A 13737-nucleotide genomic window follows, 5' to 3' on the forward strand; every position below is an offset into this window, starting at 1 on the left:
GCCCGCCCCGCCGGAGCGCGCCTAGCCGACCTGCACCGTCACGTCGTCGATGACGAAGCTGGTCTGCAGGGACGCGTCCTCGACCCCGGTCCACTTCAGGGTGACCGTCTGCCCGGCGTACCCGGCCAGGTTCACGGTGCGCTGCTGGTAGCCGCTGGCGGCGTTGAGGTTCGAGTACGTCGCCACGGTGGTGCTGCCGACCTGGACGGTCAGCTTGTCGTACGCGGTCGACGTGGTGCTCTCCGCGGTGTCGATGTGCAGCCAGAAGGCGAGGCTGTAGCTGGCGCAGCCGGCCGGGAGGCTCACCGTCTGGGCGAGGCTGTCGGTGTGCGAGCTGCCGTAGCCGTCCAGCCAGGCCTTGTACGACCCGGTCCGGGCCGCCTGGCCGGAGTCGCTCGTGATCACGCCCGAGGTCGCCGTCCACGGTGAGCTGCCGGACTCGAAGCCGCCGTTGACGATGAGCTGACCGCCGGCGCAGCCGCCGGTGCCGGTCACGGTGAGGGTGTAGCCGGCGGTGCGAATGACCGACCCGGTGCCGGTCACGGTGATGGTGAAGGTGCCGGTGGTGGCGCTCGACGAGGCGCTCACCGTCATGGTGGCCGAGCCGCCGGAGGTGACCGACGACGGGCTGAAGCTCACCGTGACCCCGCTCGGGGCGCCGCTGGCCGACAGGCTCACGGTCTGGGCGCTGCCGCTCGTGGTGGCGGTGCTGACGGTGGCCGTGGTGGAGCCGCCCCGGGCCAGGCTGCCGGAGGTCGGGCTCACCGCCACGGAGAAGTCGTTGGTCGGGGTGCCGCCGACGGCCGTGTTCCAGATCGTGTAGGCGACGCCGTCGGCGCTGCGGTTCAGGATGGTCGCGTTGACGTTGGCGGTGGTGTCGCAGGAGCGGTGGTAGCAGCCGTCGTACGCCGCCCCGGCGGTGCCGCCCCACTTGCTGGCCTGCGCGGACGTCTTGGTGTAGCTGGCGCCCGCGGCGTAGCCGGAGGTCTGGATGCCGGCGTTGGCGAACGAGTAGTCGTCGCTGCGCCCGGCGCCCTCGGTGTTCTCCTCCGGTTGGAGGTTCAACGAGTCCCAGTACGCCTTGAGCGGCGCGGCCGTGGCCGAGGTGATCCGGTTGATGAAGTAGCCGCCGTTGGGTGAGCCCACCATGTCGAAGTTGTAGTACGCCTTGAGGTAGCCCCGCTGGGTCGAGCTGAGCTGGCCGACGTAGTACTTCGAGCCCTGCAGGCCCTGCTCCTCGCCGTTCCACCAGGCGAACCGGACCCGCTTGGACATGGTCGGGCGCTGGCTGGCCAGCACCAGGGCGTTCTCCAGCAGGGTGGCCGAGCCGGAGCCGTTGTCGTTGATGCCCGGCCCGGCGGAGACGCTGTCCAGGTGCGCGCCGAACATGACGACCTGGTCGGCCGGGCCCTGCGGCCATTCGGCGATCAGGTTGCTGCCGGGGTAGGTGCAGCTGGTGCAGGTCTGCTCGGTGACCGTGTAGCCGGCGGCCTGGAGCTTCGACTTCACGTACGCCACCGAGGCGGTGTAACCGGCCGAGCCGGCCCGCCGGGTGCCGCCGTTGTTGCTGGCGATGGTGTTGAGCTGGGTGAGGTGGGCCTGGACGTTGGTCACCGAGATGTCCGGCGCGGCGGCGGCGAGCGGGGCGGCGACGCTCACCGGCGCGGGCGCGGCGGAGGCGGCGGTGGCGGTGGCGGTCACCGTCGCCGTCATGGCGGCGAAGAGGGCGAGCGCGAGGCCGGCGGCGGGCGTGCTGCGTCTCATGGAGACTCCTCGTGGGGGTCGGCGGGACGTGCTGGCGGGGGGTGGCGCGACCGGTGGTCTCCGGTGGGAGAGCCCCGGGGCCGGCGGGGACCGGCGATCGGAACAGTTACATGTATCGATCTAAGAGTCAACGGGGTGTCACATGGTGCGCGGAGCGAGGTTCCGTGCGATGGGGGTTGAGGCGTCCGAGGCGCGGCGCATTCCGGCACATCCGCCCGGCGGCCCACTCCCCCGCGACGACCAGCCGTTCAGCCCACCGTTCGCGCCCCCGACAGCCCCGGGCGGGCCGTGCCGGAGCCCGCCCGAAGCCGCCGGGACGCGTCGACCCGGGTCGGGCTCAGCCCCGGCGCAGCACCGCCAGGAACATCGCGTCGGTGCCGTGCCGCTGCGGCCACAGCTGCACGGTCGGCCCGTCGCCCAGACCGGGCATGCCGGCCGGCAGCAGCGGCCGGGCGTCGACGAAGTCGACCGGGAAACCGCACCGCCGGGCCGCCTCGGTGACCGTCACGTGGGTCTCCACCGTGTGCGGCGAGCAGGTCACGTACGCGACCAGGCCACCCGGCCGGACCGCCCGCAGCGCGGCGGTGAGCAACTCCCGCTGCAACCGGGTCAGCGGCGGCAGGTCGGCGGGCTGGCGCCGCCAGCGGGACTCCGGCCGGCGGCGCAGCGAGCCGAGCCCGGTGCACGGCGCGTCGACCAGCACCCGGTCGAAGTGCCCCTCGGGCAGCTTCGGGTCGGCGCCGACCGTGCGCCCGTCGGTATGCAGCACGGTGACCGGCAGCCCCCGGGTGGCCTGGGCGACCAGCCGGGCCCGGTGCTCGGCCACCTCGACGGCGGTGAGCCGGGCGCCGCGCTCCGCGGCCAGCGCGCCGAGCAGGCCGGCCTTGCCGCCCGGACCGGCGCAGAGGTCGAGCCAGCGGCCGTCCGCCCCGTCCAGCGGGGCCACCGCGAGGGCGTTCGCCACCAGCTGGGAGCCCTCGTCCTGGACGTGCGCGCGCCCGTCGGCCACCGCCGCCAGCTCACCCGGCGCGCCGCCGGAGAGATAGACCGCGTACGGCGAGAAGGCGCCCGGAGCGCCGCCGACCTCGTCGGCCAGCGCCACCGGGTCGGCCAGCCCGGGGCGGGCGCACAGGTGCACCGGCGGGCGCTCGTTGTCCTCGATGAGCAGGCGGGCGGTCTCGCGCAGGTCGCCGCCGAGCGCCTCGGCGAAGGCCCGGACGATCCACTGCGGGTGGCTGTACGCCAGTGCCAGGTGCCCGATCGGGTCGGTCTCCTCGGCCGGGGCGAGCTTCGCCACCCAGCCGTCGGCGTCCCGGCCGGCCACCTCGCGGAGCACCGCGTTGGCGAAGCCGGTGGCGCCGGGACCCACCGACCGGACCAGGTCCACGGTGGACGAGACGGCCGCGTGCGCCGGCACCCGGGTGTGCAGGAGCTGGTAGGACCCGAGCCGCAGCGCGTCCCGCACCGGCGGGTCGATCCGCGCCACGTCCCGGCCGGCCGCATCGGTGATGATCGCGTCCAGGGTGCCGGTGTGCCGCAGCGTGCCGTAGGTCAGCTCGGTGGCGAAGGCGGCGTCCCGGCCGCTCAGCCCCTCCTCGCGCAGCAGCGCCGGCAACACGAGGTTGGCGTACGCGTCGTCCCGGTGCACCGCCGCGATCGCCTGGTACGCGACCTGCCGGGGCAGGTCCACCACCGGCCGGACCGGCCGGCGGGGCCCGCCGCGCCGGTCCGCGCCGAAGCGCCCCTCGCGCGGCGGCCCGTCGCCCCGGCGCCCGCCGCGGTCGGCCCCGCCACGGTCGCGGGACCGGTCGCCGCCGGCGAACCGCCCGGCGTCGCCCGCGCGGTCGCCGCGCGGGCCGTCCCCGGCGGAACGCTCGCCGCGTGGGCCGTCCCCGGCGGAACGCTCGCCGCGCGGCACGGACGGGCCGGTCACGCGAACACCTCGCCCGCCGCGACCCGGGCGCCGCGCGCCCAGTCGCTGGCCGACATGGGCTTCTTGCCGGCCGCCCGCACCTCGCCGAGCCGCACCGGGGTGGTGGCCGTGCCGGCCAGCACCCGGGACTTCTCGACCAGCAGCTCGCCGGGCTTCAGCTCGGGGCCGTCGGGCACCGGGGTGACCGGGCCGAGCTTCACCCGGTCGTCCCGGAAGGTGGTCCACGGGCCGGGGGCCGGGGTGCAGGCGCGGATCCGCCGGTCGACCGCGAACGCCGGGTCGGTCCAGCGCACCCGGGCGTCCTCGACGGTCAGCTTCGGCGCCAGGGAGATCCCGTCGGCGGGCTGCGGCTCGGCCCGGGCGGTGCCGGCGGCGAGCGCGTCGAGCACCGCCACGAGCAGCCCGGCACCGGCGTGGGCGAGCCGCTCCAGCAGGTCGCCGGAGGTGTCGGTGGGGCGGACCTCGTCGGTCACCGTGCCGTACACCGGGCCGGTGTCCAGCCCCTCCTCCAGCTGGAAGACGCTGGCCCCGGTCAGCTCGTCGCCGTGCAGCACGGCGTGCTGGACGGGGGCCGCGCCCCGCCACGCGGGCAGCAGCGAGAAGTGCAGGTTGATCCAGCCGTGCCGGGGGATCTCCAGCGCCACCGGCGGGACCAGGGCGCCGTACGCGACGACCGGCACGCAGTCCGGGGCCAGCGCCCGGAGCCGGTCGAGGAACTCCGGCTCACGCGGGCGGGCCGGGGTGAGCACCTCCACGCCGTGCGCGTCGGCCCACGCGCCGACGGGCGAGCGGACCAGGCCACGGCCCCGACCGGCGGGCGCGTCGGGACGGGTCACCACGGCCAGCAGCTCGTGGCCGGCCGCGGCGATGGCGTCCAGGGCGGGCACGGCGACGGCCGGGGTGCCGGCGAAGACCAGGCGCATCCGGTTCACCGCCCCAGGCCGAACGGGTTGCCGGCGGCGTGCGGGCTGAGCTTGACCGTGGGCGGCGCGGCCGGGTCGTACCACTCGGCCTGCCGGATCGCCTTCATGGCCTCCTTGCGGCCGGCCGGGTCGAGCCGGTCCACGAAGAGCACCCCGTCGAGGTGGTCGGTCTCGTGCTGCACGCAGCGGGCCATCAGGCCGGTGCCGACGATCTGCAGCGGGTCGCCGTAGCCGTTGAAGCCCTTGGCGATGACGTTCTGCCGGCGCTTGGTGTCGAAATAGAGCCCGGGGATGGACAGGCAGCCCTCCGGGCCGTCCTGCTCCTCCTCGTCGGGAAACTCCAGCACCGGGTTGACCAGGTGGCCGAGGACGTCGTCCACGTCGAAGGTGAACACCCGCAGGCCCACCCCGAGCTGCGGCGCGGCCAGCCCGGCGCCGCTCTGCTCGCGCATCGTGTCGGTCAGGTCGGCGATCAGCTTGCGCAGCTCGGCGTCGAAGTCGATCACCGGGTCGGCCGGCGTGCGCAGCACCGGATCGCCGAACAGACGGATGGGCTGGACGGTCACGCGGGGTGGCTCCTTAACTGGGACGAGTGGTGCCGTCCCAGTCTACGGAGTCGCTCCCGCCGCCCCGGCCGGCGTACCGCGATCGGCGCCCGCCCCGGCCGAGGCACCGCGACCGGCCGGGCCGCCGACCGTGACCGGCAGGGTGGCGTACCCGCGCAGGGTGAGCCGGACCCGCCGCTCGGGCGTCCCGGCCAGGGCCAGCCCGGGCAGCCGGCGCAGCAGCAGCGGGAAGGCCACCTGGGCCTCCAGGCGGGCCAGCGCCGCGCCCAGGCAGTAGTGCGGGCCGGCGCCGAAGGAGAGCGGGTGCGGCTGCGGGCGCCACGGGTCGAAGCGCGCCGGCTCCGGGTAGCGGCGCGGATCCCGGTTCGCCGCGCCGAGCATCACGATGAGCCAGCTCGCGGCCGGCAGGTCGAGCCCGCCGTGCCGGCTCGGCGCGGTGCTCATCCGGGAGGTGAGCTGCACCGGGGAGTCGTAGCGCAGCAACTCCTCCACGTAGGCGGGGGCGAACTCGGGGTGCGTGCGCAGCGCCGCCGCCTCCCGCGGGTGGTCCAGGAGCGCGACCAGGCCGTTGCCGAGCAGGTTGGTGGTGGTCTCGAAGCCGGCCACCAGCAGCACGATCAGGTTGGCCAGCAGCTCGTCGGCGCTGAGCCGGGCGCCGTCGGCGCCGGCCCGCGTCCGGTCCGCCGCGGCCGGATCCGGGCCGTCGTGCGCCTGCACGAGCGCGGAGGTCAGGTCGTCACCGGGGGCGCGCCGGCGGGCCCGGACCAGCTCGGTGAAGTAGTCGCGCAGCTCGACGGCGCCCCGGTCGGCGACGGCCAGCTCCTCCGGGGTGATCTCCGGCTCGAGGACGCCGGTGAGGTCGGCGGCCCAGCGCCGGAACAGCGGCCGGTCGGCCGCCGGTACCCCGAGCAGCGCGCAGATCACCCCGACCGGCAGCGGGTAGGCGAAGTCCGCCATGAAGTCCACCGGGGCTCCGTCGCGGCCGGCGGCCAGCATGCCGTCGACCAGCTCGTCGGCCTGGGCCTCGATCACGTCGCGCATCGCGTTGATCCGGCGCGGGGTGAAGGCGCCGGCCGCCAGCCGGCGCATCCGGCTGTGGTCGGGCGGGTTGGTACGCAGCATCGACCGGGAGATCGACAGCACCGCCGGGCTCTCCCGCCAGCCGGGCATGAACTGGTCGCGCAGGTCGTCGTCCATCACCCCGAAGCGGGCGTCGCGCAGGATCTCATCGGCCTCCGCGTACCCGGTCACCAGGTAGAACACCGGGCCGGCCTGGACCACCGGCCCGTGCGCGCGCAGCTGCTCGTAGGTCGGGTAGGGGTCGACCCGCCCGGCCGGGGACATCAGCAGCGCGAGGGCGTCGGCAGGATCCACGGTCGGCCTCCCAGGCATCGGAGACCTTCATCATGCCCCGGTGCGCCGGATCCGGCGATCCCCCGCCGGCGCTCAGGCGCCGGCGCCCGGCTCCCCGGCCAGCACCGCGTCCCCGCCGAGCAGCGCGTGCTCGGGCAGCGGCAGCTGGATGCCGTGCGCGGCCTCCCAGTCGTGGATCAGGCTGGGCCGGGCCTGGGCGGTGAAGTAGTCGACCGCGCCCAGCCCGCCGACGACCGGCTCGTCCACCTCGGCGGCCAGCCGGGCCGGGACCATCGGGAAACCGCTGCGCAGCGCGGCGCTGAGCCGGCGGTGCCCGTCGACCACGAAGAAGTACTCCCCGGTGTAGCCGATGGTCAGCGGCTCCAGCGCCTCGTCGCCGGCCTCGGCCACGTCGCCGACGTACTCCGAGTCCCACAGGCCGCGCAGGGTGGCGATCTCCTCGGTGGGGTAGATCCGGCCCGGGTCGAGCAGCAGCAGCGGGTGCCCGTCGCGGAGCACGTCGGCGCCGAGCCGCCCCTCGTAGACGTCGATGACGTGCTGGATCACCTGCTCCGGGGTGGCCCGGGTGGTGTCGCAGATCAGGTCGTAGTTGCGCAGCCGGGCCTTGTCGACGCCGTACCGGACGATGAACCGGCCGCGCTCGCTCTCGCTGCGCTCGCGCAGCTTGGCCCTGGCCTCCTCCAGCGAGGTGTAGCTCTCGGCCGGGCCGGACGGGCGGGCCAGCACCCGGCGGGCCGCCTCGGTCGGCTCGGTGATCATGTGCACCTTGAGCGCGTCGGTGAAGAAGTGCCAGGCCAGCCGGGAGTCCATCACCAGGCGCTCCCCGGAGGCGGCGATGTCCCGCTGGAGCTGGTCGACGTACCCGTCGACGGCCTGGTCCAGCTCGGCGTGCAGGTTGAGCTGCAGGGCGGTCATCTGCCGCTCCTGGGCCATCTGCCGGTAGAGGTCGCCGACGCTGACCCGGCGCATGTTCAACCGCTTGGCGATCTCCACCGAGACGGTGCTCTTGCCGCTGCCGAGGTCACCGTTGAAAACGATCGATTGACGAACGGTCACGACTGGTCCATTCCTGATCACCGGCTGGTTGACATCATCGATTTCGCGTCCGCCCCGACGCCCCGTCGCTCCGTACGCCCCGGCATGACGGGCGATGCTATCACGCGGTTGTTACCCATTTGCCGCCCGAGGTGTGCGACAAACCGCTGCTCACGAGCGTTCGTGGCGGGCCGCGTGCGGCAGCTCACGCGCCGGGTCGGGGCTCAGAACAGGGTCAGCGGGTCGACCTGGAGCCGGACCGGGTCGGCGGCCTTGCGGGCGCTGCGCTGCCCGGCGGCGGTGTGCAGCGCGCCGGCGAGCGCGCCCGCCCGGGCCCGGGGCACCCGGACCAGCATCCGCTCCCGCCCCTCCTCGGCCGGCACCGGGCCGAGCACCTCGGCGTCGTCCGGCAGCCGGACCCCGGCCAGCAGGTCCGCCACCGCGGCGGGCGCGCCGGTGAGGCTGGCCATCCGCACCGCCGGCGGGAAGCCCAGCTCCCGCCGCTCGGCCAGCTCGCGGGCCGCGAACCAGGGCGCGTCCCAGCGCAGCAGCGCCTGCACCGGGGCCAAGGCCCCGTCGGCGACCACCACCACCCGGCCCCCCGCCGGCCCCGGCCGGGCCAGCGCCGCCGCCGCCAGCCAGCGCCGCAGCGCCTCCTCCCCCGCCCGCAGGTCGGCCCGGGTGAGCAGGGCCCACGAGTCGAGCAGCAGCACCGCGCCGTAGCCGCCGTCGGCGACCGGCTCGGCGCCCGGGGTGGCGATCACCAGGCCGGCGCCGCCGGGCACCGTGGCGAGCACCTCCTCCCGGCCCGAGGTCCGCACCGGCACGCCGGGGAAGGCCCGGCCCAGCTCCTCGGCGGTACGCCGGGCGCCGGTCACCGCGGCCCGCAGCCGCCGCCCGCCGCACTCCGGGCAGGTGTACGCCGCGGCGACCCGCCCGCACCAGCGGCAGGCCGGCGCGCCGTCGGCGGCGGGCAGGGCGAGCGGGCCCGCACAGTGCGGGCAACGCGCCGGGGTACGGCAGTCCGCGCAGGCCACCGAGGGCAGGTAGCCGCGGCGGGGCACCTGCACCAGCACCGGCAGGTCGGCGCGGAGCGCGTCCCGGGCAGCGGTCCAGGCCAGGCTGGGCAGCCGCGCGGACGCGGCGCCCGGGTCGCGGGCCAGCTGCGGGTCGTCCCCGGTCGGCGTGATGGCCGGCACCCGGGCGCGCAGGGTGGTCCGGTCGGCCACCACGGCACGGGCCCAGCCGGTCTCGGTCAACAGCTGCGCCTCGGCGGTACGGGCGTACCCGCCGACCAGGGCGGCCACGTCGGCGAGCTGGGCCCGGGTGAGCAGCACCTCCCGGGCGTGCGGGTACGGCGCCCGGGGCTCGGCGTGCAGGTCGTCGCCGTCGTCCCAGATGGCGACCAGGCCGAGCCGGTCGACCGGGGCGAACATGGCCGCCCGGGTGCCGACGACCACCGGCACGTCCCCCCGCAGCGCGGCCAGGAAGGCCCGGTACCGGCGGGCCGGGCCGAGCGCGGCGGAGAGGCAGACGTGCCGCCCCGGGCCGAGGACGCCGGTGAGCGCCGCGTCGAGGCGGTCCAGGTCGCGGGCGTCGGCCACCACCACCAGCGCGCCCCGGCCGCCGGCCACCGTGGCGGCCACCGCGTCGGCGTAGCGGGCCGCCCAGTCCTCGCCGGGCAGCGCCGACCAGACGGCGCGGGGAGCCCGGCCCGTGCTGAGCGCGCGCAGGAACGCCGGCCCGGCCGGGTAGTCCCGCCAGCCGCGCGGATCGACCTCGCCCGGCGCGGCCACCGGCCCGTCGCCGTCGGGATCCGGGCCGTCGACGTCGGGATCCGGGCCGTCGGCGACGCGGTCCGGGCCGTCGGTGGCCGGGTCCGGGGCGGCGCCGTCCGGGGCGTCGGCTGCGCGAGCCGGGTCCGGGGCGGCGTCGGGGTCCGGGGCGGTGAGGTCCTTCTCGACCCGGGCGTGCCGGGGCGGGACGGCGAGCCGGAGCACGTCGGCGAGGTTGCCGGCGTACCGGTCGGCGACCGCCCGGGCCAGCCGGGCCACCTCCGGCGCCAGCACCGGGACCGGGGAGACCACCTTCTCCAGGTACGCCAGCCGGGGGTGGTCGGACTCGGCCACCCGCTCCAGCAGCCAGCCGTCGACGAGCTGGCCCGCGAAGCGCACCTTCACCCGCACCCCGGGCCGGGCCGTCGCGTCCAGCTCGGCGGGGACCAGGTAGTCGAAGGGGCGGTCGAGGTGGGCCAGGGGCAGGTCCACGCAGACACGAGCGACCGGCGACCCGTCAGCGGGTCGCCGGTCGGTGCGCCTGGTGGCGGTCAGGCTCCTGCGGCCGACTTGAGGTCGGCGGCCCGGTCGGTGCTCTCCCAGGTCAGGTCCGGCAGCTCCCGGCCGAAGTGGCCGTACGCGGCGGTCTGTCGGTAGATCGGGCGGAGCAGGTTGAGGTCCCGGATGATCGCGGCCGGGCGCAGGTCGAACACCTCGGCGACGGCCTTCTCGATCGAGGCGACCGGCACGGTCTCGGTGCCGAAGGTCTCGATGAAGAGGCTGACCGGGTGTGCCTTGCCGATCGCGTACGCGACCTGCGCCTCGCAGCGCTCGGCGAGGCCGGCGGCGACCACGTTCTTGGCCACCCAGCGCATCGCGTACGCCGCGGAGCGGTCCACCTTCGACGGGTCCTTGCCGGAGAACGCGCCGCCACCGTGCCGGGCGTACCCGCCGTAGGTGTCGACGATGATCTTGCGGCCGGTGAGGCCGGCGTCCCCCATCGGGCCGCCGATCTCGAACCGCCCGGTCGGGTTGACCAGCAGCCGGTAGCCCTCGGTGTCCAGGCCGAGGCCCTCCAGCTCGGGGGTGATGACGTGCTCGCGGATGTCCGGGGTGAGCAGCGACTCCAGCGAGATGTCGGCGGCGTGCTGGCTGGAGACCACGACGGTGTTGAGGCGGACCGGGCGCAGCCCGTCGTACTCGATGGTCACCTGGGTCTTGCCGTCCGGCCGCAGGTAGGGCACGCTGCCGTCCTTGCGGACCGCGGACAGCCGCCGGGCCAGCCGGTGCGCCAGCGCGATCGGCACCGGCATCAGCTCGGGCGTCTCGGAGCAGGCGAAGCCGAACATCATGCCCTGGTCGCCGGCGCCCTGCGCGTCCAGCGCGCTCTCCGACGAGCCGGTACGCAGCTCGAACGCGTTGTCCACGCCCTGGGCGATGTCCGGCGACTGGGCGCCGATGGAGACGCTCACGCCGCAGGACGCGCCGTCGAAGCCCTTCTTCGACGAGTCGTACCCGATCTCCAGGATGGTCTCCCGGACGATGGTCGGGATGTCGGCGTAGGCCTTGGTGGTCACCTCGCCGGCGACGTGCACCTGGCCGGTGGTGATCAGGGTCTCGACCGCGACGCGGCTGTGCGGGTCCTTCGCGAGCAGGGCGTCGAGAATGCCGTCACTGATCTGGTCGGCGATCTTGTCCGGGTGGCCCTCCGTGACCGATTCGGACGTGAAAAGACGTGTCACGGCACTCCTAAGCATGTGAAGACTTTTAAAGGTCGCTCGGCGGCAGTTTAGTCACCGTGCTCCCAGGGTGGCTCGAGGAACGGGAGAGTGACCAACTCTCAGGACCGGGCCGGCAGCCGGGCCACCACGAGGTCCCAGACGGCGTCGGCCAGGTCCTCCTTGGGCTGCTCGGGCAGCCGGTGCACCGACCCGTCCGCCCCGATCACGGTGGCCGCGTTGGTCTCGGCCCCGAAGACCTTGTCCACGCCGACCTCGTTGATCACGATCAGGTCCGCCCGCTTGCGCGCCAGCTTGGCCCGGCCGTTCGCCTCGGCGTCCCCGGTCTCCGCGGCGAAGACCACCAGCAGCTGCTCCGGCCGGCGGCCGGCGCCCAGCTCGGCGGCGATGTCCGGGTTGGTCACCAGCGCGAGGGTGGGCGCGCTGCCGTCGTCCGACTTCTTGATTTTGCCGGGGGCGTAGCTGGCCGGGCGGAAGTCGGCGGGGGCGGCGGCCATCACCACGACGTCCGCGTCGGCGGCCGCCGCCAGCGTCGCGGTGCGCAGCTCCGCGGTGCTGCCGACCCGGACCAGGTCCGCGCCGGCCGGGTCGGCCAGCGTCACGTTGGCCGAGATCAGGGTGACCCGGGCGCCCCTGGCCACCGCGGCGCGGGCGAACGCGTACCCCTGCTTGCCGGAGGAGCGGTTGCCGAGGAACCGGACCGGGTCCAGCGGCTCGCGGGTGCCGCCCGCGGTGACCACCACGTGCCGGCCGGCCAGGTCGGCCGGGGCGGCGACGCCCCGGGCGAGGGCCCGGCGGGCCACCGCGAAGATCTCCGCCGGGTCGGGCAGCCGGCCCTTGCCGGTGTCGACGCCGGTGAGCCGCCCCACCGCCGGCTCGATCACCCGCACGCCCCGGGACCGCAGGGTCGCCACGTTGGCGGCGGTGGCCGGGTGCTCCCACATCTCGGTGTGCATGGCCGGGGCGAGCAGCACCGGGCAGCGGGCGGTCAGCAGGGTGTTGGTGAGCAGGTCGTCGGCGAGGCCGTGGGCGGCCTTGGCGAGCAGGTCGGCGGTCGCCGGGGCGACCACGACCAGGTCGGCGTGCTGACCGAGGCGCACGTGCGGCACCTCGTGCACGTCGGACCAGACGTCGTCGGCGACCGGCCGGCCGGAGAGCGCGGCCCAGGTCGGCGCCCCGACGAAGCGGAGCGCCGACGCGGTCGGCACGACCCGGACCCGGTGGCCCGACTCGGTGAAGAGCCGCAGCAGCTCACACGCCTTGTAGGCGGCGATGCCGCCGCCGACCCCGAGGACGATCTCGGCGGCCATCGGCGCGGGCGGGCGTTACGGCTGGTCGGTCGGCTCGGCGGTGAGCAGACCCGCGTTGATCTCGCGCATGGCGATGGAGAGCGGCTTCTCCTGGGGGGTGGTCTCCACGAGCGGGCCGACGTACTCCAGCAGGCCCTCACCGAGCTGGCTGTAGTAGGCGTTGACCTGGCGGGCGCGCTTGGCGGCGAAGATCACCAGCGCGTACTTCGAGGTCGTCTTCTCGAGGAGCTCGTCGATCGGCGGGTTGGTGATGCCCTCGGGGTTGGTGGCGATGGATCCCACGAATAAACCTCTACGTTTGTCTGCACCGCCCGCAAGCGGGTGGCTCTCAACCACTCGGGCGCGGTTGGGCCGGAGCCAGGAAGGAAGAACCGAGCAAGCCTACCAGCTCCTCGACCACGCGCTCGGTCCGGTCGTGCCACACGGCGTGTGCCACGGCGGCCGACACGGCCGGGTCGGGACGGTACGACGGCGGAGCGAGCAACACCAGCTGCGCGTCCGGTAGCACGGCCCGGACGGCGAGCGCGCCGGGCAGGTCCAGCGGGAGCAGCACCGGCCGGCCCTCGGCGAGCCGGTCCCGGATGCCCGCCCGCGGCACGCCGTGCCGGTACGGGCCGATCCGGCACCACTCCAACAGCTCGCCGGCGGCGATCATCCGGTCGAAGGCGGCCGGGTCGAGGAAGAGCCGGTCGATCCCGGGCAGCTCGCCCGGGGCGGGCGCCCGGGTGGTCGCGGGCACCGGCCGCCACACGGACGGGAGACGCGCCCGGACCTGCTCGACGACACTGCCCCGACCGGCACCCGAAGGTCCGGTCAGGACAGTGAGCCGAGCCGCCGGGCGCGCCTCGTCATCCGTGCTCACCGCTTGTTTCTACACGCCCGCGGCGCTCAGTTGGCGGCGAACTCTCCAAGCAGAGCCTTGCGCTGCTGCTCGCCCAGGCCACGCAGGCGACGGCTGTCAGCGATCTTGAGCTTCTCCATGATCTGGGTGGCCCGGATCTTGCCGATGCCCGGCATCGCCTGCAGCACGGCCGACACCTTGAGCTTGCCGACGACGTCGTCGGACTCGGCCTGCTCGAGGACGGTGGCGAGGCTGGTCTTGCCCTGCTTGAGGTCCTCCTTCAGCTTGGCGCGGGCCTTGCGGATCTCCGCGGCCTTCTCCAGCGCGGCAGCGCGCTGCTCGGGGGTCAGTGACGGGAGCGGCACCAGTTCTCCTCAGGTCCCTAGACGAGTAGTTCCGAAGTCAGGGGTCGATGTCTGGGCATGAAGAGAGGGCATCCAAGATCATGTTGTGACGCAAGACCTGGATACCCTCTTG

General features: G+C 75.1%; 12 protein-coding genes. All 12 read right to left on the bottom strand.

The annotated features are described in order from the left end of the window. Positions 1-21 precede the first annotated feature (21 nt). Entirely contained in the window at positions 22-1764 is a 1743-nt protein-coding gene (locus AB0I11_RS24925; RefSeq protein ID WP_357325112.1) for a M28 family peptidase, read from the bottom strand. Positions 1765-2101: 337 nt separating this feature from the next. Beyond that, a complete protein-coding gene (locus tag AB0I11_RS24930; protein WP_357325151.1) occupies positions 2102-3682 on the bottom strand; it encodes a transcription antitermination factor NusB in 1581 nt (526 codons plus the stop codon). 11 nt (positions 3683-3693) lie between these two features. Next, a complete protein-coding gene (gene fmt / locus AB0I11_RS24935; protein ID WP_357325154.1) occupies positions 3694-4620 on the bottom strand; it encodes a methionyl-tRNA formyltransferase in 927 nt (308 codons plus the stop codon). 5 nt (positions 4621-4625) lie between these two features. Continuing rightward, the gene (gene def / locus AB0I11_RS24940) at positions 4626-5186 is read right to left on the bottom strand and encodes a peptide deformylase (protein ID WP_357325115.1); all 561 of its coding nucleotides are present in this window, start codon (positions 5184-5186) and stop codon (positions 4626-4628) included. Between the two features lie 42 nt (positions 5187-5228). Then, a complete protein-coding gene (locus AB0I11_RS24945; RefSeq protein ID WP_357325118.1) occupies positions 5229-6560 on the bottom strand; it encodes a cytochrome P450 in 1332 nt (443 codons plus the stop codon). 72 nt (positions 6561-6632) lie between these two features. Next, positions 6633-7616 carry an AAA family ATPase gene (locus tag AB0I11_RS24950; RefSeq protein ID WP_357325123.1) on the bottom strand — a complete coding sequence of 328 codons (984 nt, stop codon included), beginning with the start codon at positions 7614-7616 and terminating at the stop codon, positions 6633-6635. Between the two features lie 203 nt (positions 7617-7819). Continuing rightward, entirely contained in the window at positions 7820-9862 is a 2043-nt protein-coding gene (locus AB0I11_RS24955) for a primosomal protein N' (protein WP_357325126.1), read from the bottom strand. Positions 9863-9921: 59 nt separating this feature from the next. Next, entirely contained in the window at positions 9922-11112 is a 1191-nt protein-coding gene (gene metK / locus AB0I11_RS24960; RefSeq protein ID WP_357325129.1) for a methionine adenosyltransferase, read from the bottom strand. Between the two features lie 98 nt (positions 11113-11210). Further along, complete coding sequence (gene coaBC / locus AB0I11_RS24965; protein WP_357325132.1) at positions 11211-12419, bottom strand: bifunctional phosphopantothenoylcysteine decarboxylase/phosphopantothenate--cysteine ligase CoaBC; 1209 nt, start codon at positions 12417-12419, stop codon at positions 11211-11213. Positions 12420-12434: 15 nt separating this feature from the next. Further along, positions 12435-12701: a DNA-directed RNA polymerase subunit omega gene (rpoZ, locus tag AB0I11_RS24970; RefSeq protein WP_013285517.1), complete on the bottom strand. Its 267-nt coding sequence runs from the start codon at positions 12699-12701 to the stop codon at positions 12435-12437. 46 nt (positions 12702-12747) lie between these two features. Next, the gene (locus AB0I11_RS24975) at positions 12748-13281 is read right to left on the bottom strand and encodes a guanylate kinase (RefSeq protein ID WP_357325135.1); all 534 of its coding nucleotides are present in this window, start codon (positions 13279-13281) and stop codon (positions 12748-12750) included. A gap of 26 nt (positions 13282-13307) precedes the next feature. Next, a complete protein-coding gene (gene mihF / locus AB0I11_RS24980; protein WP_046564635.1) occupies positions 13308-13625 on the bottom strand; it encodes an integration host factor, actinobacterial type in 318 nt (105 codons plus the stop codon). Between the last annotated feature and the right edge of the window lie 112 nt (positions 13626-13737).

Source organism: Micromonospora sp. NPDC050495 (assembly GCF_040655175.1).
Taxonomy (GTDB): domain Bacteria; phylum Actinomycetota; class Actinomycetes; order Mycobacteriales; family Micromonosporaceae; genus Micromonospora.

Coding starts and splice junctions, on each gene's coding strand:
- fmt (WP_357325154.1), bottom strand. CDS start 4,620: ATGCGCCTGGTCTTCGCCGGCACCCCGGCCGTCGCCGTGCCCGCCCTG.
- AB0I11_RS24925 (WP_357325112.1), bottom strand. CDS start 1,764: ATGAGACGCAGCACGCCCGCCGCCGGCCTCGCGCTCGCCCTCTTCGCC.
- coaBC (WP_357325132.1), bottom strand. CDS start 12,419: ATGGCCGCCGAGATCGTCCTCGGGGTCGGCGGCGGCATCGCCGCCTAC.